The 26,915-nt window shown below is 65.0% G+C and carries 23 protein-coding genes; 11 read left to right on the top strand and 12 right to left on the bottom strand.

Features of this window, described 5'->3' with window-relative positions; genetic code table 11:
• Window positions 1-432: 432 nt before the first annotated feature.
• The 5 genes from UNPA324_RS09650 (at window position 433) to UNPA324_RS35085 (ending at window position 6,979) form a co-directional block, all read left to right on the top strand.
• Window positions 433-2,772 (top strand): mechanosensitive ion channel domain-containing protein, encoded by a 2,340-nt coding sequence (locus UNPA324_RS09650; protein ID WP_141934552.1) that lies wholly within the window; start codon window positions 433-435, stop codon window positions 2,770-2,772.
• 99 nt (window positions 2,773-2,871) lie between these two features.
• The gene (locus UNPA324_RS09645) at window positions 2,872-3,870 is read left to right on the top strand and encodes a tripartite tricarboxylate transporter substrate-binding protein (RefSeq protein ID WP_141938799.1); all 999 of its coding nucleotides are present in this window, start codon (window positions 2,872-2,874) and stop codon (window positions 3,868-3,870) included.
• A 503-nt stretch (window positions 3,871-4,373) separates the two neighbouring features.
• Window positions 4,374-6,026, top strand: coding sequence for an NAD-dependent malic enzyme (locus UNPA324_RS09640; RefSeq protein ID WP_141934551.1), 1,653 nt, complete (start codon window positions 4,374-4,376; stop codon window positions 6,024-6,026).
• A 172-nt stretch (window positions 6,027-6,198) separates the two neighbouring features.
• A complete protein-coding gene (locus UNPA324_RS09635; RefSeq protein ID WP_141934550.1) occupies window positions 6,199-6,723 on the top strand; it encodes a septal ring lytic transglycosylase RlpA family protein in 525 nt (174 codons plus the stop codon).
• Window positions 6,724-6,823: 100 nt separating this feature from the next.
• Entirely contained in the window at window positions 6,824-6,979 is a 156-nt protein-coding gene (locus UNPA324_RS35085) for a hypothetical protein (RefSeq protein ID WP_164936166.1), read from the top strand.
• Between the two features lie 259 nt (window positions 6,980-7,238).
• On the opposite strand, the gene UNPA324_RS09630 is transcribed toward UNPA324_RS35085, so the two are convergent.
• The 3 genes from UNPA324_RS09630 to UNPA324_RS09620 form a co-directional block, all read right to left on the bottom strand.
• A complete protein-coding gene (locus UNPA324_RS09630; protein ID WP_128918760.1) occupies window positions 7,239-7,544 on the bottom strand; it encodes a hypothetical protein in 306 nt (101 codons plus the stop codon).
• Window positions 7,545-7,640: 96 nt separating this feature from the next.
• Window positions 7,641-7,913, bottom strand: a complete 273-nt coding sequence (locus tag UNPA324_RS09625; RefSeq protein WP_128918759.1) for a hypothetical protein — start codon at window positions 7,911-7,913, stop codon at window positions 7,641-7,643.
• A 131-nt stretch (window positions 7,914-8,044) separates the two neighbouring features.
• On the bottom strand, window positions 8,045-10,729 hold the full coding sequence (locus tag UNPA324_RS09620) for a flavin-containing monooxygenase (RefSeq protein WP_141934549.1): 2,685 nt from the start codon (window positions 10,727-10,729) through the stop codon (window positions 8,045-8,047).
• Window positions 10,730-10,958: 229 nt separating this feature from the next.
• Between UNPA324_RS09620 and UNPA324_RS09615 the strand changes: the two genes are divergently transcribed.
• Both UNPA324_RS09615 and UNPA324_RS09610 read left to right on the top strand, forming a co-directional pair.
• Window positions 10,959-11,171, top strand: coding sequence for a hypothetical protein (locus UNPA324_RS09615; RefSeq protein ID WP_128918757.1), 213 nt, complete (start codon window positions 10,959-10,961; stop codon window positions 11,169-11,171).
• Window positions 11,172-11,247: 76 nt separating this feature from the next.
• Window positions 11,248-12,711 (top strand): carboxylesterase/lipase family protein, encoded by a 1,464-nt coding sequence (locus tag UNPA324_RS09610; RefSeq protein ID WP_141934548.1) that lies wholly within the window; start codon window positions 11,248-11,250, stop codon window positions 12,709-12,711.
• A gap of 20 nt (window positions 12,712-12,731) precedes the next feature.
• Here the strand turns inward: UNPA324_RS09610 and UNPA324_RS09605 are convergent, their stop codons facing one another.
• Window positions 12,732-12,911 (bottom strand): hypothetical protein, encoded by a 180-nt coding sequence (locus UNPA324_RS09605; RefSeq protein WP_126255372.1) that lies wholly within the window; start codon window positions 12,909-12,911, stop codon window positions 12,732-12,734.
• 154 nt (window positions 12,912-13,065) lie between these two features.
• Between UNPA324_RS09605 and UNPA324_RS09600 the strand changes: the two genes are divergently transcribed.
• The gene (locus UNPA324_RS09600) at window positions 13,066-13,860 is read left to right on the top strand and encodes a DODA-type extradiol aromatic ring-opening family dioxygenase (protein ID WP_141934547.1); all 795 of its coding nucleotides are present in this window, start codon (window positions 13,066-13,068) and stop codon (window positions 13,858-13,860) included.
• A gap of 51 nt (window positions 13,861-13,911) precedes the next feature.
• On the opposite strand, the gene UNPA324_RS09595 is transcribed toward UNPA324_RS09600, so the two are convergent.
• The 3 genes from UNPA324_RS09595 to glgC are packed head-to-tail and all read right to left on the bottom strand — an operon-like array spanning window position 13,912 to window position 16,923.
• Window positions 13,912-14,172 (bottom strand): SemiSWEET transporter, encoded by a 261-nt coding sequence (locus UNPA324_RS09595; protein ID WP_128918754.1) that lies wholly within the window; start codon window positions 14,170-14,172, stop codon window positions 13,912-13,914.
• A gap of 37 nt (window positions 14,173-14,209) precedes the next feature.
• Window positions 14,210-15,664 (bottom strand): glycogen synthase GlgA, encoded by a 1,455-nt coding sequence (gene glgA / locus UNPA324_RS09590; RefSeq protein WP_128918753.1) that lies wholly within the window; start codon window positions 15,662-15,664, stop codon window positions 14,210-14,212.
• Window positions 15,661-16,923, bottom strand: a complete 1,263-nt coding sequence (glgC, locus tag UNPA324_RS09585) for a glucose-1-phosphate adenylyltransferase (protein WP_128918752.1) — start codon at window positions 16,921-16,923, stop codon at window positions 15,661-15,663. Before glgC ends, glgA begins: the two co-directional genes overlap by 4 nt.
• 366 nt (window positions 16,924-17,289) lie before the next feature.
• On the opposite strand from glgC, the gene UNPA324_RS09580 reads away from it, so the two are divergent.
• Window positions 17,290-17,721: a hypothetical protein gene (locus UNPA324_RS09580; protein WP_128918751.1), complete on the top strand. Its 432-nt coding sequence runs from the start codon at window positions 17,290-17,292 to the stop codon at window positions 17,719-17,721.
• Window positions 17,722-17,744: 23 nt separating this feature from the next.
• Here the strand turns inward: UNPA324_RS09580 and UNPA324_RS35080 are convergent, their stop codons facing one another.
• The gene (locus tag UNPA324_RS35080) at window positions 17,745-18,071 is read right to left on the bottom strand and encodes a hypothetical protein (protein WP_164936163.1); all 327 of its coding nucleotides are present in this window, start codon (window positions 18,069-18,071) and stop codon (window positions 17,745-17,747) included.
• On the opposite strand from UNPA324_RS35080, the gene UNPA324_RS09570 reads away from it, so the two are divergent.
• Entirely contained in the window at window positions 18,016-18,330 is a 315-nt protein-coding gene (locus UNPA324_RS09570; protein WP_128918749.1) for a septal ring lytic transglycosylase RlpA family protein, read from the top strand. The two genes, UNPA324_RS35080 and UNPA324_RS09570, sit on opposite strands and share 56 nt — an antisense overlap.
• 43 nt (window positions 18,331-18,373) lie before the next feature.
• Window positions 18,374-19,543, top strand: a complete 1,170-nt coding sequence (locus UNPA324_RS09565; RefSeq protein ID WP_141934546.1) for a Gfo/Idh/MocA family protein — start codon at window positions 18,374-18,376, stop codon at window positions 19,541-19,543.
• A 198-nt stretch (window positions 19,544-19,741) separates the two neighbouring features.
• Here UNPA324_RS09565 and UNPA324_RS09560 read toward each other — a convergent pair whose 3' ends face one another.
• From UNPA324_RS09560 to UNPA324_RS09545, 4 genes are all read right to left on the bottom strand, one after another.
• Window positions 19,742-21,052, bottom strand: a complete 1,311-nt coding sequence (locus tag UNPA324_RS09560; RefSeq protein ID WP_141934545.1) for an ABC transporter substrate-binding protein — start codon at window positions 21,050-21,052, stop codon at window positions 19,742-19,744.
• Window positions 21,053-21,208: 156 nt separating this feature from the next.
• Window positions 21,209-23,716 (bottom strand): excinuclease ABC subunit UvrA, encoded by a 2,508-nt coding sequence (gene uvrA / locus UNPA324_RS09555; RefSeq protein WP_141934544.1) that lies wholly within the window; start codon window positions 23,714-23,716, stop codon window positions 21,209-21,211.
• 153 nt (window positions 23,717-23,869) lie between these two features.
• Entirely contained in the window at window positions 23,870-25,102 is a 1,233-nt protein-coding gene (locus UNPA324_RS09550; RefSeq protein ID WP_246667156.1) for a calcium-binding protein, read from the bottom strand.
• Window positions 25,103-25,414: 312 nt separating this feature from the next.
• Complete coding sequence (locus tag UNPA324_RS09545) at window positions 25,415-26,632, bottom strand: SMP-30/gluconolactonase/LRE family protein (RefSeq protein WP_128918745.1); 1,218 nt, start codon at window positions 26,630-26,632, stop codon at window positions 25,415-25,417.
• Between the last annotated feature and the right edge of the window lie 283 nt (window positions 26,633-26,915).

Genomic DNA, 26,915 nt, shown 5'->3' with positions numbered 1-26,915 from the left:
GACATCCTGTTTCTCCTCCTTCCTCCTCGCCGTCATTCCGGGCCGGTGCCCGGAATGACGGGAAGCAATTGCGGATGACCTGTGCACGCGGGCACGCTGGTCTCCACGCCGTCATGGCCGGGCCTGTCCCGGCCATCCACGGCCTTGGCCCGAGGCACGAAGAACGTGGATGCCCGGGACAAGCCCGGGCATGACGACCTTGTAAAGCCGAGCTGCGGAATCCCGCAGAAAGACGGATCGCGTTCCGTTGGCGTTTGGTCTCTGCTGAGACGCAGTTCCCCCATCTTTGCATTGCGGCAAATGCCAAGAGAATGTCGCCTCGAAGGCCAACTTCCGACACAGGCTAGGGGCGAATAACAGGCATCCGACATGACGCATGTGTTTCGGCGGTCCCGACGCCGCCGGCGCATGCATTTTTTTCAGGGAATCCTCGTGTCGCATAAGCTGGTCCCGGCGGTCCTCGCCGTCGTCTTCCTCGCGATCTCCTCTCTCTCCGGCGTCCGCGCCGAGCCGCCTCGGCCGGCGACGAACAATGCTGCCGCGTTGTCGCCCGAGGAAGCCAGGCGCGCGCTTGAGACGCTCCAGGACGACAAGAAGCGCGGGCAGATGATCGATACGCTGCGCGTGATCGCCAATGCGTCCGGTCCGCAGCAGCCGGCGACGCCCGCACCCGAGCAGAAGTCGCCGATCCCGCTCTCGGCCGACGGTCTCGGTGCGCAGCTCCTGCTCACGGTGTCCGAGGAGATCGGCGAGATCTCGAGCGAGATCGCCAGCGTGGCGCGGACGATCACGCATTTCCCGGCGTTCTATTACTGGATCATGCGGACGGCCAACGATCCCGCGGCCTATAACCTTCTGATCGAGATCGCCTGGAAGCTCGCATTGGTGATCGGTTGCGCGCTCGCGGCCGAATGGGTGCTGTTCCGCCTGATCCGTCGCCCGGTTGCCTTCCTGGAGGGACGGGTGCCGCAAACCGCGCATCTGCCGGCGCAGGTGCTGCCGGTTGCCGATCCGCCGTCGTCGCTCGTCGATGTCACCCCCTCGCCCGAGCTGCACAAGCGGCGTCACAGCCTTGCACGCGTCTGGCAGATCATGCTGCGGCTGCCCCCCGTGTTCGGCCGCCTTGTCCTGGAATTGCTTCCCGTTCTCGTCTTCGTGGGTGTCGCGACGGCGCTGCTCGGCACCGAGATCGGCCAGCCTACCATTGTTCGCCTCGTGATCCTCGCGGTCGTCAACGCCTATGCGTTCTCGCGCGGGCTGATTTGCATCGTCCGGGCGCTGGCCGGGCCGTTCGGCCTGTTCCCGGTACGGGCCGAGACCGCGGCCTATATCGAGATCTGGGCGCGCCGCATCGTCGGCGTCGGCGTCTCCGGCATCGCCTTTGCCAATGTGGCGCTGCTGCTCGGTCTGCACCGCGCCGGCTATGCCGCGCTGCTGCGCATGGTGATGCTGATCGTGCACCTCTTCGTCGTCGTCATCATCCTGCAATGCCGTCGCCAGGTCGCCGAGGCCATCCGTGCACCGGCCGACCGGCAGGGCATCGCAGCCCGCCTGCGTAACCGCATCGCCGGCGGGTGGCATTATCTCGCCATCGCCCTCGATCTCGCGCTGTGGGCGGTATGGGCTCTCAACATTCGCAACGGCTATTCGCTGCTGCTGCAATATTTCGTCGGCACCATCGTGGTCGCTGTGATCACGCGCGTCGCAATCATGCTGACGCTCAGTCTGATCGACCGCGGCTTCCGCATCCAACCGGAGATTCTCCAGCGCTTTCCGGGTCTCGAGATCCGCGCCAACCGCTATCTGCCGCTGCTGCGCAAGATCGTATCCGGCGTGATCGTCTTCATCGGCTTCGTGGCCGTGCTGGAGGTCTGGGGCGTCGATGCCATCGTCTGGTTCTATGGCGGCCAGATCGGCAGCCGTCTGATCTCGGCCGTGGTGACGATCGGTCTCGCCGTCGCCATCGCAGCGGCGATCTGGGAAGCCAGCAACGCGCTGCTGGACCGCCAGATCAACACGCTGTCGCGCGATGGGCATTACGCCCGCGCCGCGCGCTTGCGCACTTTCCAGCCGATGCTGCGCACCGCGCTGCTCTGCCTGATCGCCACCGTCGTCGGCCTCACCGCGCTGAGCGAGATCGGCGTCAACGTCGCGCCGCTGCTGGCGGGCGCCGGCATCGTCGGCATCGCTATCGGCTTCGGCTCGCAGAAGCTGGTGCAGGACCTCATCACCGGCCTCTTCTTGCTGCTGGAGAACACGGTGCAGGTCGGCGACAATGTCAGCGTGTCAGGGCTGTCCGGGGTGGTCGAGAACGTTTCGATCCGCACCATCCGCCTGCGCGCGGGCGACGGCGCCGTGCACATCGTGCCGTTCAGCGCGGTCACGACCATCACCAATGCCAGCCGCGGCGCCGGTAACGCCTCGGTCAGCGTCAACGTCGCCTACAAGGAAGACACCGACCGCGCCGGCCAGATCCTCAAGGACATCGTCGAGGAGATGCGCCGCGAGAGCGAATTCCGCGCGCTGATCCGCGGCGACCTCGAGCTGTGGGGCGTCGACAAGGTGGACGGCGCGATGGTGTCGATCGTCGGCCAAATCCGCTGCACCGAAGCCGGGCGCTGGCCGGTCCAGCGCGAATTCAACCGCCGCATGAAGCTGCGCTTCCAGCAGAACGGCATCGACGTCGCATCCGCCACCCAGACCATCCTGATGCATGTCGCGCCGCCGGCCGATGGCTCGGCCAACCTGACGCCGCGGCGGGCGGCCGGATAGCGGTTCGATAATCCGGCTTGCCTCCGCGCGTCCGGCAGCGTTCACTCTGCCTCCAGCCCGCTGCCAACATGCGGGCGACGAAAATGGATGGGCGGAATGATACGAGGGCTGTGGGCTGGCTTGCGCGGCCATGTGATCGTCTTGTGCGCCTTGGCCGGATCTGGCCCGTGGATGGCACCGGGTCACACGCAGCCGTTTCCCTCGCGCCCGATCACTCTCATCGTACCATTCGCGGCGGGAGGTCCGACCGATACGCTGGCGCGGATCCTGTCGGAACGGATCGCCGCCGAGCTGCACACGACAATCGTGGTCGAGAATGTGGCCGGTGCCTCCGGCAGCATCGCCGGTAGCCGCGTCGCGCGTGCGGCCCCCGACGGCACGACGATCACGATCGGCCATTGGGGCACCCATGTGCTGAACGGCGCGATCTTCAAGCTGCCCTATGACGTCGTCGCCGATTTCGAGCCGGTCGCGATGATCGCGATGGGAACGCAGCTCATCGTCGGCAGGAAGTCGCTTGAGGCGGCCAATCTGAAAGAGATGATCGCGTGGCTGAAGGCCAACCCCGGCAAGGCTACGGCCGGGACGGCCGGGGCTGGCACGGGCGCCCATGTCGCCGGCGTCTTCTTCAAGGACAAGACCGGCACCGACTTCCAGTTCGTGCCCTATCGCGGCGCGGGCCCCGCCATGATCGATCTCGTCGCCGGCCAGATCGACATCATGTTCGATCAGGCGTCGAACTCGCTGCCGCACGTCAAGAACGGTGCGATCAAGGCGTTCGCGGTGACCTCGCCGACCAGGCTTCCGTCTGCACCCGATGTGCCGACCGTCGACGAAGCAGGTTTGCCTGGCCTTTATATTTCCTACTGGCACGGCATCTGGGCACCGAAGAGCACGCCGAAGGACATCATCACCAAGCTCAACGCGGCCATCGTCGCCGTGCTTGCCGACGCTTCCGTCAAGCAGCGCTTTGCCGAGCTGGGCCAGGAGATTCCACCACCGGAGCAGCAGACGCCCGCAGCGCTCGCGACGTTCCAGAGGGCCGAGACCGAGAAATGGTGGCCGATCGTGAAGGCGGCCAACATCAAGCCTGAATAGCGCTGCCTCACATGTGCCCTCTCATTCTGAGGAGGCCGCGCTGCAGCCGCTTGCTCCGCCTCTCCCGCTTGCGGGAGAGGCCGACGCGCCCCGGGCGATGCGAAGCATCGTCCCGAGCGCGGCGGGCGAGGGTTCTCGCCGCGCAGGCACATTCTCGACAATCCCGACGCGGAGACACCCCCACCCCAGTCCTCCCCCGCAAGCGGGAGGGGGGAGTCCAGTCCCGATGCCGAAGCATCGTGCATATCCAATGCGAGAGTGGGGCCTTCATGGTTCGCCCGGCGATGCGAAGCATTGTCCGGAGACGGCGCTGACGCGCCTCCTCACCATGAGGTGCACGAGTCTTGCCGCGTTAACCTTTGCATCTCGCGCAACTGCCAGTCGTTCGCGAGAGTCTCGCTGCATTGCGAGATCACAATCGACGCTTCAGTCTCTACGTCCTTGATCTCAATGGAGCGCTGGCCGACAATGTCCGTAGTTCAATGTGAAGCTTGGGGGAATTCGTGAATAGACCTGCCCGGGTCGTTGCCCAATCGACGTCGTCCAATCCGCCGCAAGGCATGGCGCTGCTGCGCGATCCCTTGCTCAACAAGGGCACCGCTTTCACGGAATCCGAGCGCGCCGCACTCGGCCTGCGTGGCCTGTTGCCGCCTTGCGTGCTGACGATGGAGACGCAGGCGCAGCGCGTTCTCACCAATCTGCGCACGCTGCCGACCGATCTGGAAAAATATGTCGCGCTGAACGCGCTGCATGACCGCAACGAAGCGCTGTTCTTCCGCATCGTCGTCGACAATATCGACGAGATCCAGCCGATCATCTACACGCCGACGGTCGGGCTCGCCTGCCAGAAATACGGCCTGATCTTCCAGCGGCCGCGCGGCATGTTCATCTCCTCGCGCGATCGCGGCCAGATCGCCGAGCTTCTGAAGAACTGGCCCTATCAGGCCAAGCTGATCGTCGTCACCGACGGCGAGCGCATTTTGGGCCTCGGCGATCTCGGTGCCAACGGCATGGGCATCCCGGTCGGCAAGCTCTCGCTCTATTCGGCCTGCGCCGGCGTGCATCCGGAAACGTGCCTGCCTATCGTGCTCGACGTCGGCACCAACAACGAAGAGCTTCTCAACGATCCCTATTATCTCGGCCTTCGCGAGCGCCGGCTGACCGGCGCGGCCTATGACAGCTTCGTCGACGAGTTCATGCAAGCCGCGCGGAAGATCTTTCCGGGCGTGCTGATCCAGTTCGAGGATTTCGCCAATCATTCGGCGTTCAAGCTGCTGCACAAATATCGGGATGAAGCCTGCGTCTTCAACGACGACATCCAGGGCACCGCCGCGGTGGCGCTGGCCGGTCTGTTCTCGGCGCTGCGTGTGAGTGGCGGCAAGCTGAAGGACCAGAAGATCCTGTTCCTCGGCGCTGGCGAGGCGGCGACCGGCATCGCTGATCTCGTGGTGTCCGCGATGATGGCGGAAGGCACTTCCGAAAAAGACGCGCTCCGGCGCACTTGGCTGGTCGATTCCCGCGGCCTCGTCGTCGGCGGCCGCGAGGGTCTCTCCGGCCACAAGCTGCGCTATGCGCATGCCGATCAACCGCCGATCTCCGATTTCCTCACCGCGATCAAGACGCTGAAGCCGACGGCGATCATCGGCGTCGCCGCGGTCGGTGGCGCCTTCACGCCGGAGGTGCTCAAGACAATGGCTGAGCTCAACGAACAGCCGATCGTGTTCGCGCTCTCCAACCCGACCTCGAAGGCCGAATGCTCGGCGGAGGATGCCTATCGCTACACCGAGGGCCGTGCCCTGTTCGCCTGCGGCAGCCCATATGATCCGGTGCAGCTGGGCGGCCGCAGCTTCGTGCCGCGCCAGGGCAACAACTCCTACATCTTTCCGGGCGTCGGCCTCGGCGTCATCGCCAGCGGCTCGAAGCTGGTGACCGACGAGATGTTCATGGCGGCGGCCCATACGCTCGCCGATTGCGTCGGCAAGGAGGACCTCGCGCAGGGCAGTCTCTATCCGGCGTTGCCGCGCATTCGCGAGGTCTCGGTCCGCATCGCCGCGGCCGTCGCGGACGTCGCCTATCAGCGCGGGCTCGCGGACGGACCGGCGCCCAACGACGTCAAGGCGCTGGTCCAGTCCCAGATGTACGAGCCGCATTACTGAGACACCGGCTCGGCCGGCCACCTTGCGTGGCCTGTCCCGATTCAGGACGCGTCACTGTGGTGGAATCGTCACAGCTGGCGCGAAACGGCGGTGGCCCCACGCCTGCTTTTGTTCCGACAAGGTTCTGCCCTCATTGCCCACCGAAAATCGCCCCCGTTCGGAGGGGCGTACCATGTCTCGCATTGCACGTGCCGAAACTGCCCGGATTTCCTTCGCAACCTCGTGCCGGCTGCTGCTTGCCGTCGCCGGCGCCGCCTCGCTTGCGGCTTGCGCGCAATCGCCGGTCGGCCGCCAGAAGGCCGATCTCGCCGGCGTCAGCCGGCAGGCCGTGGTCGAGCGCCCGCACCGTGTGGCGGCGCTGCATCCACGACCGATCAGCCGGGCGCGCGTGCCCGACGCGACGGGCGAGGCAAAGCAGGCTGCCTCGCACGGCGTTGCCAGCTTCTATTCGGATACGGAGACCGCGAGTGGCGAGAGGTTCGACAAGAACGAGTTGACCGCGGCGCATCCCACCCTGCCGTTCGGCACCAAGCTGCGCGTCACCGATACCAATTCCGGCCGCTTCGTCACGGTCAGGGTCAACGATCGCGGTCCCTATGTTCGCGGGCGTGTGGTCGACATCTCGCCGTCCGCGGCCGAGGCGCTCGGCATGGTCGACAAGGGCATCACCAACGTCCGGCTCGAGGTCGTGCAATAGCGCGCTCGTCAAGACAAGGCGGCGCGCTTAACCGGCTGTTAGCGGCTTCTCAAGCACCATGCGTGTCCGAACAATTTGGGGCTGTTGGGGAGGCGGACGCTTGAACACGATCCAGTATCTCGAAGATCAGGCCGCACGCGCCGAGCGGCTCGCCAAACGGATCACGGATACGCTGACGATCGAAAAGCTCCTGGCCTTTGCCGACGAACGCCGCCGCGAGATCGAAGTCATCGCCGGCAAATATCGGCGCGCATAACTCCCGCAAACCATGCTCTGATCGCATTCGTGCTTCCTGCGAAGCGAGGAACTTCTTCGTCTCTCCTGCGTCATCTGGGCAGGAGAGAGGAGGACATCATGGGTTTTGGACGAGGTGCTTTGCTTTGGTTGCTTGGTGTGCCGCTGCCGATCATTCTGCTGCTGGCATTGTTCTGGCACCATTGAGGTGACCACACCACACGAAAAGCGCCGCGGAAGCGGCGCTTTTTGTTGCCCGCGTAAATCGGCGCAAAGCGCTTTCAGGAATGGCTTTCGACGAAGTCGCTGAGATAATCAGGCAGCTCTATTCCGTAGAGGTCGCAGCGCGCACGGATCTCGCCGGCGACGTCGGTCGAGATGTCCTTCATCCAATGTTCGAGCGTGTTGAAGGAAATCACCTTGATGGGGTCGTTGAAGCAGCCGGCGACGAGCTCGCCGATCGTGGCGTCGAGGTCGTTGCGTTCGATGCGGATTTCGGTCTTTTCATCGCGGCGATCGACCACCACGAACAAGGTCTGGTCCGCCCCGTAAGGTACGATCGGTGATGACACGCCAGCTTCAAGCATCCTCAGGCACTCGCGACTTGGCTTACGACTTGGCTTCCGATCCCCGTTAACGGGAAAAACCGGAAGAATGTTCCTGCGCGATTCCGTGAAGTGTCGTCAGAGAAATTCTCTCAAGCGCGAGAGCTCGATGACGTGCTCGGACGAGAGGATTTCGGTGACGAGTGGCGGTTGCGCCACGGTGCGGATCTCATAGAGGTGCCGAGTTGCCGCCGGCTTGCTCATGAACGCCGAGATGCAATCGTCGAGGGTGCCTTCGATGATCTGGTAGGGCTCCCGGTCCAGCCGGCGCTGGTTTGCGAGCGATGGCCATTTATGCAGGGCGGCAAGCGCACCGAAATCGACCTTTGATTCGCCAACAACGTCCCCCATCGTCCCGCCTCACGCAAAGAACGCCCCAGCACACGAGTTCGCGTGCCGGGGCTTACACCTGTCGCTGCATCTCAATGCCACGCCAACGCAACGCAGCAGCCGCGAAAAGGTTCCCGGCCGCGCTGTCGCGATCAGCTCGCCGCCGCCGCGATTCTGTGCCCTGGGCTGGCCTGGCCGTGGCCGGACTCGTCGCGCCTGACCTCCGGCGGCAGCCCGGCGAAGCGCCGCAAGGCTTCCGCCATCTGCACCCGGCCCGGCACGGCGGTGATCACCACGTCGACCATGGTGAAGGACGAGTGGAAATGGCCGTGCGCCCGGAGCTGCTGGACCGGGACGCCCGCGGCCGACATCGCCTCGGCGTAAGCGACGCCTTCGTCGCGCAGGGGATCGAACTCGCAGGTCACGACGAAGGCCGGTGGTAAGCCGGCGACCTTGCCGCGCAGCGGCGAGACGCGTGGATCGGTGCGGTCGGCGGGCGAGCAGTAGAGGTCCCAGAACCAGTACATCAGCGAGCGCGTCAGGAAGTAGCCCGTCGCATTGTCGTTGTAGGAGGGACGATCGAAGGTGCAGTCGGTGACCGGGCAGATCAGGAGCTGACCGGCGATCTCGGGCCCGCCCCGGTCGCGCGCGAGCTGGCAGGTGACGGCAGCGACGTTGCCGCCGGCGCTCCAGCCGGCGACCAACACCGGGCCCGGGCTGCCGCCGAGCTCTTCGGCATGCTCGGCGATCCAGCGCGTTGCCGCATAGCCGTCTTCGGCGGCGGTCGGGAAGCGATGCTCCGGCGCGTGACGATAGCCGACGCTGACGAACATCATGCCGGTCCGCCGCACCATGTCGCGGCAGAACGGCTCGTCCGACTGCTCGTCGCCGAGCACCCAGCCGCCGCCGTGGAAATAGACCACGACCGGATGCGGTCCCGGCGCCGCCGGCTTGTAGACGCGGTAGGGCAACGCGCCGCCCGTGACGGGCAGGGTGCCGTCGACGATGTCGCCGATCGGCCGCCCCGCGGGGCGCCCTTTGTTGAACTCGTTCACGAACTCGCGAGCGCCGAGCGCGCCCATCGATTCGATCGGCGGCAGATTGAGTGAGGTGAGCAAGTTGAGCACCAGCCGCACATCCGGCTGCAGGCGCACCACCTCGCCGTCATTGCATTGCGCGGCGCCGTCCGGGCCGCTGAGCTTGAAGCCGAGCATGCCGCGGCTGACCACCTCGTCGCAGATGCTGCGATAGGGGCCGACGCCGCCGGTATAGGGCATCAGGCCCTGCACCTTGCCGGGCACGTTGGCGCCCGTGTACCAGGTGTTGGCGAGCCGGTGCAGCGTCAGCATCGAGCAATCGGCCATGTGCCTGTTCCAGCCGGCCTGGGCCGTCTCGGTCGGCTCCATCGTGGTGAAGCCGGCATCGCGTAGCGCAGCCAGGCGGTCGACCACCCAGTCGACATGCTGCTCGATCGACACCGCCATGTTCGACAGCACCGACGGGCTGCCGGGGCCGGTGATCATGAAGAAGTTCGGGAAGCCCGCGACGGTGAGCCCGAGATAGGTCTGTGGCCCCTGCGCCCAGACGTCGGTGAGCGACTTGCCGCCGCGTCCGGTGATCGGATGCACGGCGCGGATCGCGCCGGTCATGGCGTCGAACCCGGTCGCGAACACGATGACGTCGATGTCGAAGCTGCGGCCGTTCGTGGAGATGCCGCTTGCGGTGATCGCCTTGATCGGCTCCTGGCGCAGATTGACCAGTGTGACGTTCGGCCGGTTATAGGTTGCGTAATAGTTGGTATCGAGGCAGGGACGCTTGGCGCCGAAGGGATGGTCGTGCGGCATCAGCGCCGCGGCGGTTTCGGGATCCTTCACGGCTGCCGAGATCTTCTCGCGGATGAGATCGCAGATCAGCTTGTTGCCCTCGACGTCGACCGCCTGGTCGGCCCAGAGCTGGGTGAGGATGTAGACGAGATCGCCCTTGCCCCAGGCTTCCTCGAACCGCGCGCGGCGCTCGGCATCGCTGAGCTGCCAGCTCACCGCCATCTGCTGCGGATAGGGCACGCCGGCCATCGACTGGCGCGCCTGCTCGCGATAGGCCGCGCGGTCGGACTGCAGCAGGCTCATGCGCTCCGACGGCGCGGGACCATTGTGTGCGGGCAGCGCGAAGTTCGGCGTGCGCTGGAAGACGGTCAGATGCGCCGCCTGCTCGGCGATCAGCGGGATCGACTGGATGGCCGACGAGCCCGTGCCGATCACGGCGACGCGCTTTCCCGCAAGATTGACGCCGCCGTGCGGCCAGCGTCCGGTGAAATAGACCTCGCCCTTGAAATCCTTGACGCCGTCGATCTCAGGCGGCTTTGGCGCCGAGAGGCAGCCAGTGGCCATGATGTAATGGCGGCAGGAGACCGCTTCGCCATTGTCGGTGGTGATGAGCCAGCGCTCGGCCGTCTCGTCCCATCTGGCTTCGGTGACTTTGGTCTTGAAGCGGATGTCCCGCCTGAGATCGTAGCGGTCGGCGACGAAGCCGAGATAGCGCAGGATTTCGGGCTGAGTCGCGTACTTCTCCGACCAGGTCCAGGCCGTCTCGAGCCCGGGATCGAAAGTGTAGCTGTAGTCGATGGTCTGGATGTCGCAGCGGGCGCCAGGATAGCGGTTCCAATACCACGTGCCGCCGACGTCGCCGGCCTCTTCGAGGGCGACGGTCGAGAAGCCGGCCTTGCGCAGGCGATGCAGGAGATAGAGGCCGGCAAACCCGGCGCCGACCACGGCGACGTCAACCTGTTGAGCGGTTCCGCGCTCCTCGACGGCACGTGTGGCAACCATGGCATCAGACATCGCATTTCCTCCCGTATGTTTGTTTTGCCGGCAGGCTATCGCTGCAGGTTCAGCTTGTCATCAGAGCAAGTGCAATCTTCGGTAGTCGTTTGCGGCAGCATCGTGGCCACGCGAGTGTCGCGGCGCTACACGCATCGCGATGCACAATGGCCGTGATTACCCGGGCTAATCATGCCCGATCCGCCTGTGTATGCTTGCGGTTACAAGCCACGCGTAGCGACCGAGTGTCATGCCCGAGTTGAGTGAGCGGACCAAAGCGAACATGGACGTCGTCCTGGAGGAGACGTGCCGCCAACTGCCGCATGGCGGCGACCACGACAGCCGCAAGTTCATTGCCGAACGCCTGATCGAGGCGGCGCAGGCAGGACACTCCACGCTGGGTGAACTCGGCATCGTCGCGCGCCGTGCGCTGGCGGAGATTCTCGCAAAGCGCGGTGAGTGAGCCGCGAGGCTTGCCTCCCGGCGCCTCGGGGACATAACCTCAGGGGAACCCGTCCGCGCATCGAAATGCCCAGAAGATGCGATCCGTGCTTGCGCTCATTGCGGCTTCCGCATTCCTTTTGCTCGCCGGCCCGGCCGTGGCTCAGCCGGTCGGACAGTTTCCATTCGCGCTGACGCGCGAAGGACAGATGCTCGGCGCCGTCGAAGGCGAGGTGGCGTCGTTCAAGGGACTGGCCTACGCGGCGCCGCCGCTCGGCGCGCTGCGCTGGCGCCCGCCGCAGCCGACGCCCGAAAGCTCGGAGATGCACACCGCCTACGATTACGGCGCGCCGTGCCTTCAGCCGGCGCTGCCTGAGGCGAGCGAGGATTGTCTCACGCTGAACGTGTTCCGTCCCTTCGGGGTCGATGGCCCGCTGCCGGTGATGGTGTTCATCCATGGCGGTGGCTTCGCCCGCGGCACCGCGAGCGATCCGCTGTTCGACGGTGCCAGGCTGGCGCAGGCCGGCCTCATCGTCGTGACCGCCAATTATCGCCTTGGCGCGCTCGGCTGGCTCGCGGATCCCGCGCTGTCGGAAGGCGGCTCCGGCAATTACGGTCTGATGGACCAGATCGCCGCGCTGCATTGGGTTCACGACAACATCGCGGCGTTCGGCGGCGATCCTCGTAACGTCACCCTGTTTGGCCGCGACGCCGGCGCGACGTCGATCGGGCTTCTGATGTTGTCCGCGCAAGCGCGCGGTCTATTCCATAAGGCCATTCTGCAGTCGATCCCCGCGCGCGCGCGGCTGCGCTCGGCGCAGGAGGCGGAGACCGTCGGCCGGCAGTTCGTGGCGGCGCTGGGACCGCAGGCGAATGTGCGCGCCGCAGAGCCGCGACGCCTGCTGGCCGCCGAGAGCCGTCTCTTGCAGACATCGCGGCGCAGCTTCGCGCCGATGATGGATGGAGGTCTGGTGACCGAGGATATTGCCGCCGGCTTTGCGGCCGGACACCAAAGCCGCATTCCCCTGATCATCGGCTCGAACGATGACGAGACGGGTTTCGACAGCGAGCTCGATATCAAGGAGGAGGTCGCATCGTCGGGACTCACGAGCGATGAGCTGCGCGAGCTCTATCCCGGTCTCGTCAGGCCTTCAGACCTTGCGGCGAGGTTCTATACCGACAAGGTCTTTACCGAGCCCGCAAGATTGTTGGCGCGCCTACACGCCGCAAGCGGCGCGGCAACCTTTCGCTATCACTTCGCCTATGTGCCGGAGGCCCGGCGCGCCAATCCCGAAGGCGGGTCCGGGCGGGAGTTGCAGTTCATTTTCGGTGCGGAAGGCGTGCCCGGGGCGGGCATCTTCTCGCGAGATGATCGCAAGGTCGCAAGCCGCATGCGGCCCTATTGGATCAACTTCGCCAGGAGCGGCGATCCCAACGGTCCCGATCTGCCGCATTGGGACGCTGCGGCGGCGGACCGCGATCGCCTGCTGCTGATCGCGAACGACCGCATCGCGAGCGGCGACGATCCCTTCGCGGAGCGTCTGGACCGGCTCGCGCGCTAGCGCGATAAAATAGCGTGAATTTAAGCCGCGAGCTCGACGCGGGGAGCCGGTGTCAGCCGGTCTTCCTCGAGATAGTCCATCGCGCCGTCCTTCTCGACGGCGTAAAACTGCTGGCCTTCGCGGGACTTGAAGGCGGCGCGCACGATGCCGCGGCGGCCCTTGTCACTGTTGACGACGTCCCCCAGCGCAAACTTCCTCATCTCACGTCTCACTTGTCTTCAGGCCGACTGCTTCGGCCACAGCCCGGATTTTGGGCGGCAAATCGTTAACGACTTGCTAACCATGCCGGTTTGCCTATGCTCGCCGCCGGTCGCGCGGGCACTGGCGCGCGCATATTGCCGATGAGACGAGCCCATGACGCGATTTTCGACGCTCTTCCTGTCGCACGGCGGCGGCCCCTGGCCATTCATGGAAGACAGGCGGGTGCAATATGCGAGGACCGCCCAGGAGTTCGGCCGGCTGCCGCAGCTGCTGCCAGCGAGGCCGAAGGCCGTGCTCGTCATCACTGGCCATTGGGAGGCCGACGCCTTCACCGTGTCGACCTCGGCGCATCCGCCGATGGTGTACGATTATTACGGTTTCCCCGAGCATACCTACCACCTCAAATATCCGGCGCCGGGCAGGCCCGAGCTCGCCGCGCGCGTGAAGGCGCTGTTGAAGCACGCGGGCCTCGATTGCCGGGAAGATCCCAATCAGGGCTTCGATCACGGCACCTTCGTGCCGCTCGGCCTGATGTATCCGAACGCCGACGTGCCGATCGTGCTGCTCTCGCTGAAGTCCTCTTACGATGCGGCCGAGCACATCAAGGTCGGCGAGGCGATTGCCCCGCTCCGCGATGAAGACATTCTGATCGTCGGCAGCGGGCTGACCTATCACAACATGCGTGGCTTCAACCGGCCCGAGTCCAAGCCGGTCTCCTACGATTTCGAGGCCTATCTGAACGAGGCGATCAGCAACCCGGATCCGGCCCGCCGCAACGCGATGCTGGTTGATTGGGAGAATGCACCCAGCGCGCGCCTGGCGCATCCGCGCGAAGACCATCTGCTGCCGCTGATGGTGGCCGCCGGCGCCGCCGGCAGCGATGTCGGCAGGCGAGTCTTCGTCGACGAGGTCGCCAATGTGGCCATGGCCTCGTATGTGTTTGGATGATTTCGTAGGGGGGATTGGCGAAGCGTAATCCACCTTACGCGGCAACTACCTTCACCCGTATCTCAGCTTCATCACCAGAATGCCGCCGGCGAGCACCATGGTGATGGCGTTAGCGGCGACCAGCGGAGCATCGCCAGAGAGCAGGCCGTAGATCAGCCAGAGCGCCAGGCCCAGCACCATGACCAGGAACATGCCGAGCGAGATGTCGCCGGTGGAGCGGGTCTTCCATACCTTGATGGCTTGCGGCGCATAGGCCACGGTGGTGCAGGTCGCGGCGGCAAAGCCGATCAGCTTGATCACGAAGGGTTCCATGCCGGCTCTATAACATGGATTCGATCACGGTCATGCCTCACGCCCGGGCCGCCACCAGTCCGCGATACAGCGCGGCATAATCGCCAGCGCGCTTGCGCCAGGAGACGTCGGTCGCAAGGCCGTTTCGTTGCAGCCGGCGCCAGGCCGGCTTGTCGTGGAAGGCGGCGTTGGCCTTGCGCAGGCTGCCGGCGAGGGCCTCCGCTGTCACGGGTGCAAACTTGAAACCGGTGGCATCACGGCCGGAGGCGTCGGCCTCGCCGATGTCGACGATGGTGTCCTCGAGCCCGCCGACGCGTGAGACGATCGGGACCGCGCCATAGCGCAGCGCGCAGAGCTGGGTCAGGCCGCATGGCTCGAAGCGCGAGGGCACGATCAGCGCGTCCGAGCCGGCCTGGAGCAGGTGCGCCAGGATTTCGTCATAGCCGATCACGACGCCGATCCGGCCGGGATTGGCGCGGGCCGCGGCCTGATAGCGCTCCTGGAGATCGCGGTCACCGCTGCCCAGCAGCGCGAGCTGCATGCCTTCGCGCAAAATGGTCGGAATCGCCTCGAGCAGGAGATCGAGACCCTTCTGCCACGACAGCCGGCTGATCACGCCGAGCAGCGGCGCCTCGTCCGAGGAATCGAGGTTGAATTGCTGCTGCAGCACCGCCTTGTTCGCGGCCCGGAACGTGAGATCTTCGGCGCCGTAGCGGTAGGCGATGTGCGGATCTTCTTCCGGATTCCACACCGCGATGTCGATGCCGTTGAGGATGCCGCTCAGCACACTTGCGCGTGCGCGCAAGAGGCCGCCGAGCCCCATGCCGCCTTCGTCGCTCTGGATTTCCCGCGCGTAGGTCGGCGACACCGTGGTGATGCGGTCGGCGAATTGCAGGCCGGCCTTCAGGAAGCTGATGCCGCCGAAATATTCGAGTTCATTGACGTTGAAGGAATGCCAGGGCAGGCCGATCGATCCAATCAGTTCGGGAGCGAACTTGCCCTGATAGGCCATGTTGTGGATGGTCATCACGGTGGCGGGCCGCGGGCGATTGTCATAGTGCAGATAGGCGGGGGCGAGCCCTGCCTGCCAGTCGTGGGCGTGCACGACGTCGGGGACGAACGCGGGCACGAGGCCGTGGCCGATATCGGCGGCGACGCGCGACAGCGCCGCGAAGCGCACGCCATTGTCGGGCCAGTCGACGCCCTCGGTGGTGACGTAAGGGTTGCCCGGCCGCGCATAGAGATGCGGCACGTCGAGCACGAACAGATCGAGCCCCTCGTGGAAGCCGGCGAGCAGCCGTCCGGGACCGCCGAAGTAATCCGGCCAGGTCCGGATCTCCGCCGCGCCTGAGACCAGTCGCATCACGTCGGGATAGCCCGGCATCAAGGTGCGCATCTCGACGCCGTGCGTCTTCAGCGCGATCGGCAGCGCGCCGGCGACATCCGCGAGGCCGCCGGTCTTGACGATGGGATAGACTTCAGAAGCGACCGCGAGGACGCGAACAGGCGTCATTTATTGAGCCCGTCGATCATCGGTTGGGTGATCAGCGAGATGCCCTGCTCGGTGGTGCGGAATCGCTTCGCGTCGAATTCGGGATCCTCCCCAACGACGAGCCCTTCCGGAATTTCGACGCCGCGGTCGATCACGACGTTCTTGAGGCGCGCGCCGCGGCCGACATTGACATAGGGCATGATGACGGCGTTCTCGACATTGGCGTAGGAGTTGATGCGCACGCCGGTGAACAGCAGCGAGCGCCGCAGCGAGGCGCCCGAGATGATGCAGCCGCCGGAGACCAGCGAGCTCACGGCCTGACCGCGCCGGCTTTCCTCGTCATGGACGAATTTCGCCGGCGGCGTGATCTCCGCATAAGACCAGATCGGCCAGGCACGGTCGAACAAATCCAGTTCCGGCACCACGTCGGTGAGGTCGATATTGGCGGACCAGTAGGCGTCGACCGTCCCGACGTCACGCCAGTAAGCGACGTTGTTGCTGCCGGAGCGAACGCACGAGGTCGAGAACTGGTGCGCGATCGCGCGGCCGTTCTTGACGAGGTATGGAATGATGTCCTTGCCGAAATCGTGGTTCGAGTCCGGGTCTTCGGCGTCGCGCTTGAGCTGGTCGAACAGGAATCTTGCGTTGAAGACGTAGATGCCCATGCTGGCGAGCGAGACGTCCGGCTTGCCCGGCATCGGCGGTGGATCTTTCGGCTTCTCCAGAAACTCCTGGATCCAGCCGTTCTCGTCGATATGCATGATGCCGAAGCCGCTAGATTCCGCGCGCGGCATCTCCAGGCAGCCGACCGTGACGTCGGCGCCGCTCTCGACGTGCTGGCGCAGCATCACCTCGTAATCCATCTTATAGATATGGTCGCCGGCCAGCACCACGATGAAGCGGCAGGCGTGGGATTCGATGATGTCAATGTTCTGGTAGACCGCATCCGCCGTGCCGACATACCACATGTTCTCGGAGACGCGCTGGCTGGCGGGGAGGATGTCGAAGCTCTCGTTGCGTTCTGGGCGGAAGAAGTTCCAGCCCATCTGAAGGTGCCGGATCAGGCTGTGGGCCTTGTACTGGGTCGCCACCGCGATACGGCGGATGCCCGAATTGACGGCATTCGACAGCGCGAAATCGATGATGCGGGACTTGCCGCCGAAATAGACGGCGGGCTTGGCGCGCCGGTCAGTCAGCTCCAGGAGCCGGCTGCCGCGTCCGCCAGCCAGGACGAACGCCAGCGCCTGACGGGCGAGCGGCTCATTACCGACGGCACTCATGTCATCCTCCCACTCACCCCCCGGCGCAGGCCGAGGCCATTTGTCGCGAGAAGCCCCCGCGCCCTTGGAACCGATAGTAACGGTACGCATAGTAAATCGTGAAGTAGGTTGTTGGTTGCGAACGCGGGAAGCTTAATGCTTTGCCTTGGCCGCGGGCTCCGGAATCGCACCACGGTTACGTGGGGCGGAGCAGGGCGGCGGCCCGCCTCGCAAGCCGACGGTCGTCTTGCAACGAGGCATGAATGAGACTTGTGCGCCGCACGCAAATCCGGGCTTTGAAGATCCGGTCTTTGACTTGGCGCAAGGATGCCCGATCATGTCGCTGCGATCCTTTTCCAAGCGAAACGTCAGACAGGAGTTGAGACGATGAGGATCTGGAAAACGGCAATTGCCTGTTCGCTGGCCGGCGTTGTCATCGCCGGCCAAATCCAAGAGGCGACGGCAGCCCCGCTGCCGACCAACGTCGCGACCATGAAGGCCGCGGCCGGCGACGACGTCACACAGGTGCATTGGCGCGGCGGCGGGTGGGGATTTGCGCTTGGTGGCCTCGCGGCCGGCGCGATCATCGGCGGCGCCATCGCCGGCGGCGCGCCGTACGGCTATTATGGTGGACCGTATTACGGCGGCTACGGATATCCCTACGGCTACGGTTATGGTTACGCCCCGGCCTATTACGGCGGCTACGGCTACGCGCCGGTGTATCCGCGATATTATCGGCCTTATCGTCCGTATTATAGCTATGGCTATTACCGGCCGTACCGGGTCTATCACCGTCACTATTATCGCCGATATTGGTGAACCCTCGCGGGTTACAGCGAGAGTCACACGATCAGGCTCATGCAGGCAAAATGCATGAGCACGATCGCGGCGAGACGCAGCAGGCCGGCTTCACGGCAAAGCCTGCGCGTCCCGCCGTCGTACGAAACGTCTTCAGCTGAACGCGGACGGATCGTCACAGGCAAAAAGGCAGGGCCTTCACAAACAGAAATAATCTGTGATGGCACTACGGCGCATTGCGCGGCAGTCTCCCTGGAACTCGAGGGAACAAATCGACGTTTGCAGCGCCGGGCGGGGCCAACCGGGAGCGGTGCCGTGCGAGCGCAAACCACGCTATTCTTCTCTTTAGCCAGTTTTTCGCTTTCTGCCATTTCTGTTGCCCATGCCGAAACTGGGCTTGCTTCATACTATGGATACGGAAAAGCCGGCAAAGGCGGCGAACTGACCTGTGCACACCGCACGCGTCCAATCGGCAGCATGCTTAGAGTGTCCTGGAGCGGGCGCACAATCCAGTGCCGCGTCAACGATCGCGGCCCCTTCATTCGGGGGCGCATCGTCGATCTCTCGGTGCCGGCCGCCCGTGCACTCGGCATGATGAGCGCCGGCGTGGTGCGAGTCGCCGTGGAATAGGCCGGCTCGCGCGCTATAGTGCCGCCCAAGCAAGGGAGGGGCTATGGCCAGGATCAGGGTGGGACTCGTCGGCTGCGGCTTCGTGTCGGAGCTGCACATGTATGCGTTCCGGCGCGTCTATGGCGTGGATGTCGAGGTTGCTGCGGTGGCCGCGCGTGGCGATCGCGTCGTCCAATTCGCCGGCCATCACGGCATTCCGCGCGTCTACCGCAACTTCGCCGACCTGATCGCCGACCGCGAGATCGACGTCGTCGACATCTGCACCCCGCCCAATCTTCATGCGGAAATGATCATTGCGGCGATGCAGGCCGGCAAGCACGTGATCTGCGAGAAACCGTTCGCCGGCTATTTCGGCCGCGACGGCGACGCGCAGCCGATCGGCAGTCATGTGCCGAAGGCGGTGATGTATCAGCGCGTGCTGGAGGAGATGGACAGGACGCGCGCCGCGATCGAGCGTACCGGAAAACTGTTCATGTATGCCGAGGACTGGGTCTACGCGCCCGCGGTGGCCAAGACCGCTGAGATCATCATGGCGACGAAGGACAAGATCCTGTTCATGAAGGGCGAGGAGAGTCATTCCGGCTCGCACGCGGCCCACGCCGCGCAATGGGCGATGACCGGCGGCGGCTCGCTGATCCGCATGGGCTGTCACCCGCTCTCGGCCGTGCTTTATCTCAAACAGGTCGAGGCCAAGGCACGCGGCGAGACCATTCGCGTCGCCAGCGTCACCGGCGATGTCGGCAACGTCACCGCCGGCCTCAAGGCCGAAGAGCGCACTTACATCAAGGCCAATCCCGTCGACGTCGAAGATTGGGGCACGCTCACCGCCACCTTTTCCGACGGCACCAAGGCGACCGTGTTCTCCGGCGACATGATCATGGGCGGCGTGCGCAACCTGATCGAGACCTACACGTCCGGCGGCTCGCTGTTCGCCAACATCACGCCGAACAATCATCTGATGAGCTACCAGACCAGCGAAGAGAAGCTCGCCTCGGTCTACATCACAGAAAAGGTCGACCGCAAAACCGGCTGGCAATATGTCTGCCTCGAAGAAGAATGGACGCGCGGCTATCTGCAGGAGATCCAGGATTTCATGGAGTGCGTGGCGAGCGGGCGGCAGCCGCTCTCCGACCTCGCGCTGGCCTACGAGACGATCAAGGTGAATTACGCAGGGTACTGGGCCGCGGAGGAGGGGAGAAGGGTGGTGTTGTAGGGGGAAGAAGTCGCCGCAAGTACACTGCAAACCCTTCTCCCCTTGCGGGAGAAGGTGGCGCGAAGCGCCGGATGAGGGGTTCTATCCGCGCGCTTGCTAAGAGTTGGACTCGGGAGGGAACCCCTCACCCGGCTTCTCTTCGCGAAGCCACCCTCTCCCACAAAGGGAGAGGGTGCACCGTCTTCGCGGCGAGCAAAGCTACGCCCCGTAGGTCGAGCCCTTCGGCAGCGGAAACACCGGGTCCTGCGTGCGGATGTTGGTCGGCCACACCACTGAGATGTGCTCGCCGGCGTTCTGCATCACCACCGGGGTCGAGCGTTCGTTCTGGCCGGACAGCGGCGTGCCCGGCGGGAAGAATTTCACGCCATAGCCCTGGATGGTGCCGCCGGCGGGAATGTCGACGTCGAGCGCGGCCTTGCGGATCGCCTCTGGCTCGAAGCTGCCGTACTTCTCCTTGGCGACCGGCAGCACGTTGTTGAGCAGCACCCAGGTCTGGTTGAAGCCCATCGAGCAGTGCGGCGGCACGTCGGTGGCGCCGGTCTTGGCCTGATAGCGCGAGACCATGGTCTTGATCAGTTCGCCCATGCCCGGCGCGAGTTTTGCGGGATCGAGCAGCTGTGCCGGCACCGGATCGATGTTGCAGAAATTGTCGATGTCGGCGCCGAACGTGGCGCGCAGCTTGTCGAGCTGGCTGTAGCCCGCGCCGGCCCCGAACAGCATCTTGAAGCGCAACCCGCTCTCGCGGGCCTGGCGCAGGAACAGGGTGATGTCGGGGTTGTAGCCTGCATGCGAGATCACGTCGGCCTTGGCACGCTTGATCTTGGTGACGAGCACCGACAGGTCGGGCGCGGAGGCCGAATAGCCTTCACGCAGCACCACCTGGATGCCGGCCTGCTTGGCATAGGCCTCGTCGGCGGCGGCGACGCCGACGCCGTAGGGCCCGTCCTCGTGGATCAGCGCGACCTTGACGTCCTTGGGATCCATGCCGAGCTTGGCTTTCGCGTGCTCTGTGATGAAGCTGGCAAAGGCCTGGCCGTATTGGTCGGAATGGATCTGGGCGCGAAACACGTATTGCAGGTTCTTGTCCTTGAACACCGCGGTCGAGACCGCGGTCGTGATCCAGAGGATCTTCTTCTGCTGCTCGACCTTCGCGGCCAGCGGCACCGCATGCGAGCTCGCATAGACGCCGTTGAGGATGTCGATCTTCTCCTGGCTGATCAGGCGTTCGGCCTCGTTGATCGCAACGTCGGGCTTGCTCTGGGAATCCGCGGCGACCGGTACGATCTTGGTCTTGCCGCCGATACCGCCTTTCTCGTTGACGAGATCGATGGCGATCTGCGCGCCGATCGACGAGGCGACCGAGCCGCCGGCGGCAAAGGGGCCGGTGAGATCGTAGATCAGGCCGATGCGCAAATTCTCGGCCTGCGCCTGAGCCCTGGTCCAATCGAGGCTGAGTGTGGCGGCGGCAGCCGCCGTACCCTTCAGCAGCTGCCTGCGTGAAGTCGGCATCCTATCCTCCCTCAAAACCGTCTTATGATTGGTTGTTATCTTTTTGCGAAGTATGGGGAGGGGGATAGTGGAAAGTCAACATGGCGAAAGTCGAGGTCCGTCGTCCGGCATAGAACGCAAATGCGAAATGACGGCGACGGGCCAGGCGATGTGTCGTCACTGCGCCAGGCGGCGGGCCAGATAGCGCGCCGTCTTTCCGCTGGCCTTGGCGACCTGTTCGGGCGTTCCCGATGCGACGATGCGGCCGCCCTCGTCACCGGCGCCGGGGCCGAGATCGATGATCCAGTCGCTGTGCGCGACGACGTCCATGTCGTGCTCGACTACGATCACGCTGCTGCCGCCGTCCACGATCCGCTCGAGCTGGGCGATCAGCCGTTCGACATCGCGCGGGTGAAGGCCGGTGGTGGGCTCGTCCAGGACATAGAGCGTGTGACCGCGCTGCGGACGCATCAACTCGGTCGCGAGCTTGATGCGCTGGGCTTCGCCGCCGGACAATTCGGTGGCGGACTGGCCGAGGCGGATATAGCCGAGACCGACCTCGCGCACGACCGACAGCGACCGGTTCAGCGTCGCATCGCCCTCGAAGAACGCGAAGGCCTCGTCGACGCGCATCGCCAGCACGTCCGCGATGGACTTTCCGCGGATCTTCACCTCGAGCGTCTTGTCGTTGTAGCGCGCGCCCTTGCAGGTCGGGCAGGGCGCGTAGACGCTAGGCAGGAACAAGAGCTCGACGCAGACGAAGCCCTCGCCCTCGCAGGTCGCGCATCGTCCCTTGGCGACGTTGAAAGAGAAGCGTCCGGCGTCGTAGCGGCGGGACTTTGCCTGCGGCGTTGCCGCGAACAGCCGGCGCACATGGTCGAACAGGCCGGTATAGGTTGCAAGGTTGGACCGCGGGGTGCGGCCGATCGGCTTCTGGTCCACCACGACGAGACGGTTCACCTGGTCGAGGCCGGCAACGATCCTGCCGCCCAGTGTCGCGACCGTCGGGGCCAGGCTGTCGTCGTCGGAATCGGTAGCAAGCGTGTGGCCGAGATGCGCGGCCACGGTGTCGACGAGGAATTGGCTGATCAGGCTCGATTTGCCGGAGCCCGACACGCCGGTGATGCTGGCGATGATGCCGAGCGGAATGTCGACGTCGAGGCCGCGGAGATTATTGCGGACGACACCGCTGATTTTCAGATGCCCCTTCGGCTCGCGACGAACAGCCGGCAGTGGCTTTCTCGGTCGCGAGAGATAGTGGGCCGTTCGCGATTGCTCGATTTCGCCGAGTCCGGCCGGCGGCCCGCTGTAGAGGATCAGCCCGCCGCCTTCGCCGGCGTCGGGCCCGACGTCCACCAGCCAGTCGGCGTGCCTGATCACCTCGATCTCGTGCTCGACCACGAAGATCGAGTTGCCCGCGCGCTTCAGCCGGTCCAGCGCCCGCAGCAGCGCCTCGGTGTCGGCAGGATGCAGGCCCGCGGACGGCTCGTCGAGCACATAGACGACGCCGAACAGGTTGGAGCGGACCTGCGTCGCCAAACGCAGCCGCTGCAACTCACCGGGCGACAGCGTCGGCGTGCTCCGTTCGCAGGCGAGATAGCCGAGGCCGAGGTCGAGCAGCACCGCCAGCCGGGCCGAGAGATCCTCGCAGATTCGCCTGACGACGACGGCCTTCGACTTGTCCGTTGATGCTCTTGCAAACGGCTTGATGAGCTGGTGCAGCTGCGTGAGCGGCAGGTGCGACATCTCGGCAATGTTGAGCCCGGCGAACTTGACCTTGAGGGCCTCGGGCTTCAGCCTTGTGCCATGGCAGGTCGGGCAGTCCCTGGTGATCATGAATTGCGCAACGCGGCGCTTCATCATGGCGCTCTCGGACTTGGCGTAGGTCTGCATCACGTAGCGTTTGGCGCCGGTGAAGGTGCCCTGATAGCTCGGCTCTTCCTTGCGGCGCAGGGCGCGTCTGACCTCGGCGGCATCGTAACCGGCATAGACCGGAACGGTCGGCTGCTCCTCGGTGAACAGGATCCAGTCGCGGTCCTTCTTCGGAAGCTCGCGCCAGGGCTTGTCGACGTCGTAGCCGAGCGTCGTCAGGATGTCGCGGAGGTTCTGTCCCTGCCAGGCACTCGGCCAGGCCGCGACGGCGCGCTCGCGGATGGTCTTGGTGTCGTCGGGCACCATCGACTTCTCGGTCACGTCGAGCATTCGGCCGATGCCGTGGCAGGTCGGGCAGGCGCCCTCCGGCGTGTTCGGCGAGAACGCTTCCGCATAGAGCATCGCTTGTCCGCGCGGGTAGTCGCCGGCACGGGAATAGAGCATTCGCAGCAGATTCGAGATGGTGGTGACGCTGCCGACGGATGACCGCGTCGTCGGCGCCCCGCGCTGCTGCTGCAGTGCGACCGCGGGCGGCAGGCCTTCGATGTCGTCGACCTCGGGGATCTGCATCTGGTGGAAGAGACGTCGCGCGTAGGGCGACACCGATTCCAGATACCGCCGCTGCGCCTCGGCGTAGATCGTTCCAAAGGCGAGCGAGGATTTCCCCGAGCCCGACACGCCCGTAAACACGACGAGGGCGTTGCGGGGAATGCGGAGGTCGACGTTCCTGAGATTGTGCTCGCGCGCGCCTCGCACCCGGACGAAGCCATCGTCCTGCATCAGGCTGTCGGTTCTTTTGGGTCTATCGTCCATCTGACTGCTCCGGGCCGCGTCGGGATTAACGGCAGGATCGCAGGATGGGTCCCTCGGTGCCAGTGCGCCTGGTTGCGTTCTGCACGACGCGAGGCCGCTCGGGGTCACAGCGAGGGCCTTGTCATAAGCGTTCGGCGGATAGCAAGCCGCGCCTCAGACGATGAAGTCCCTGGCGGTGAGATCGGCGGCGTGGATGCCTTCCAGCGTGATCGTGTCGTTGGCCGTCAGCTGGATCACCGCATTGCCGACGCTGTCGTCGCTGATCAGGCTCTTCAGCGCGGCCCAGTCCGCAAAGCCGTAAGCGTGGACGTCGATGACGTCGTACTCGGGTGCCGTGCTGCCTCCGGCCTTGTTGCCCTGATCGAAATCATTGATCAGGTCCTGGCCCGAGCCGGCCTCGAACACGAACAGGTCGTTGTTCGGTCCGCCCCAGAGCTGATCATTGCCGCCCCCGCCGTTCAGCAGGTCACGGCCACCGGTGATCGAGCCGTCCACGGCTGGGGCGTAGATGTGTGCGTCGCCATATAGCCAGTCGCCGCGCGCGCTGCCCACGAGGATGTCGTTGCCGCCATGCGCGCTGCCCGACATGTTCGAGGCATCGCCGAACATGGCGATCGACGTTGAGTCGGGGTTGCCATCGACGGCTGCGACCAGCACGTCGTCGCCGCCGCTGGCGTTGTCACTCAGGTAGTCCGCGTCGCCAACCATGAACGCACCTCCGGATCGCGCTTCGGTACCTATCGTGTAGATGAGAATATCGTTGCCGCCACGTGCCTCGCCGCTCATGTCGATCAGTGCATCGCCGGAGATCGATGCCGCGCCATAGACTCCGGCCTGGGTGACGTTGATGATGTCGTTGCCGCCCCGAGTATCGTCGTTCATGGTCGTGCCCGCATCGCCGACGAACGTCCCGTACGCCCTGTCTCCCATCGTGCCCGTGATGACGTCATTGCCGCCGCGCGTTTCTCCCGTCATCGCCATCTCGGCGTCGCCGAAGAGGGAGGTGCTCGTATAGATCGAATCCGTGGCGTCGACGTTCAGAACATCATTGCCGCCATGGGCATGGCCGGACATCGTCCGCGCGTCGCCGTCGATGGTGACATAAACCCCGAAGCCCACGACATCGGCGACGAAATGGTCGTTGCCGCCGTGCGACCGTCCCTGCAAGTCCTCATCGTCGCCGACGAGCAGCAGGGTGCTGGGCCCGCCATCGACCGTCGCGATCATGCTGTCGTTCCCGCCGCGGCCGTCGACCGGCAGGCCGGGGTCCCCGAATACGATCACGAGCTCCTGGCTTCCGACGCTGACGAAGATCGTGTCGTTTGGCATATGGCGCATCTTGCAACTCCCCGGTCCATGTCGGGCGCGGATCGAGCCGAGCATCATGCTCGCGCCCCGCGCTGCGGCCCTGCCGCGTCACGCATCATCTTCGATTTGATGGCGGGGATAGGCCAGCGGTGCAGCTTGATTGCGGCCGCGGAACCGGGCCGGAGCAAGCGCGTCGTCAAGCTGTCATGAAACGCACAAGCGCGGTGCCGTAGGGTGGGCAAAGGCGCAAAGCGCCGTGCCCACCATCTCGTTCCGTATCCAAGGGATCGTGGGCACGCTTCCGCCTTCGCTCTTCGAGCGACGGCGGACAAGTCGCTTTGCCCACCCTACCGATAGCGGGGCAAGCCTGCAGAATGCAGCGGGCTCGGCTCAGCCCGGTCCCGCGCCTTGCGTCGCCGTGAACACCGCGTAGAGCGACTGGCTCGCGGCCATGAACAGGCGGTTGCGCTTGGGGCCGCCGAAGGTGATGTTGCCGCACACCTCCGGCAGGCGGATGCGGCCGAGCAGCTTGCCCTCCGGTGACCACGCCGTCGCGCCGCTATAGCCGACGGCGCGGCCGGCATTGCTGGAGGCCCAGACATTGCCGTTGACGTCGCAGCGCACGCCATCCGGCCCGCACTTCACGCCGTCGATCACGCAGTCGGAAAAGCGCTTCTGGTTGGACAGCTTGTTGTCCGCGCCGACGTCGAACACGAAGATCTCGCCCTTGCCGCCGGGGCCGGTGTCGCCCGGTCCCTTGCCGGTCGAGACCACGTAGAGCTTCTTGAAGTCCGGCGAGAAGCACAGGCCGTTCGGATCGGGCACCTGGTCTTCGGTGACGACGAGGTCGACGCGGCCGGAAGGGTCGATGCGATAGCAATTGGTCGGCAGCTCGCGCTTGCCCGGTGTGAAACCGGCCGGTTGTCCGATCCGCGGATTGAGCTTGCCGCCGGCATTGCTCGCCCCGCCCGCGGCATCCGGCTCGCCTTCGTAGAGCTGACCGCCATAGGGCGGATCGGTGAACCAGTAACTGCCGTCGGGATGCGCGACGACGTCGTTCGGCGAGTTCAGCTTCTTGCCGTTGTAATTGTCGCAGAGAACGGTGGCGGTGCCGTCATGCTCGTAGCGCGTCACCCGGCGGGTCAGGTGCTCGCAGGAGAGCTGGCGGCCCTGGAAGTCGAAGGAGTTGCCGTTGGAATTGTTGGACGGCGTGCGAAACACGCTGACGCGGCCGTCGTCCTCGCTCCAGCGCATCTGCCGGTTATTGGGAATGTCGCTCCACAAGAGATATCGTCCTTGCGCGCTCCACGCCGGGCCCTCCGCCCACAGCACGCCGGTGTAGAGACGCTTGATCGCGGTGTTGGGCTGCGCGAGATCGTTGAAGGACGGATCGACCGCGATGATGTCGGGGTCCCAGAAATAAGTGGTCGGCGCGCCATGGGGACTGAAATCGCGCGGCGGGGTGGTGATGGTGGTCGGCGGTGCGGCGGGTCCCGTCTGGGCCAGCGCAGGGCCGGCGACGGTGGCCGCGGCGCCAAGCGCAAGCCCCCGGACAAGTGTTCGTCGTGAAAGCGCAAGCTCCTGCTCACGCTGTTCTTGGCGTGTCATCGCGTCCTCCCAGTCATGTTCGGCTGGCCGGTTGATCCGGCCGAGCAACCGGAGGTTAATGCGGTCCAGCGCCGGTTGCGAGGGGTGGAATTATTCTCGCGCGATGCCGGGGCCGCAATCCCGTCATATTCGAATGCGTTTGGAGCGGACGCGCTTCGCGTCCGTCTTGCGCCGTTTGCAAGTCTCGGAAATGTTCCGCAGGCTTGCACAAAAATTTGCTTGGCGCAGATGCCGGCATGCAACGCATTCGGCCCGGTTCAAGCCATGATTTCGCGCGGATTGC

Source organism: Bradyrhizobium sp. UNPA324 (assembly GCF_006658635.1).
In the GTDB taxonomy this organism is placed as follows: domain Bacteria; phylum Pseudomonadota; class Alphaproteobacteria; order Rhizobiales; family Xanthobacteraceae; genus Bradyrhizobium; species Bradyrhizobium nanningense.
The sequence above is the reverse complement of the archived record's forward strand: the minus strand, read 5'-3'. Positions and strand labels throughout refer to the sequence as shown.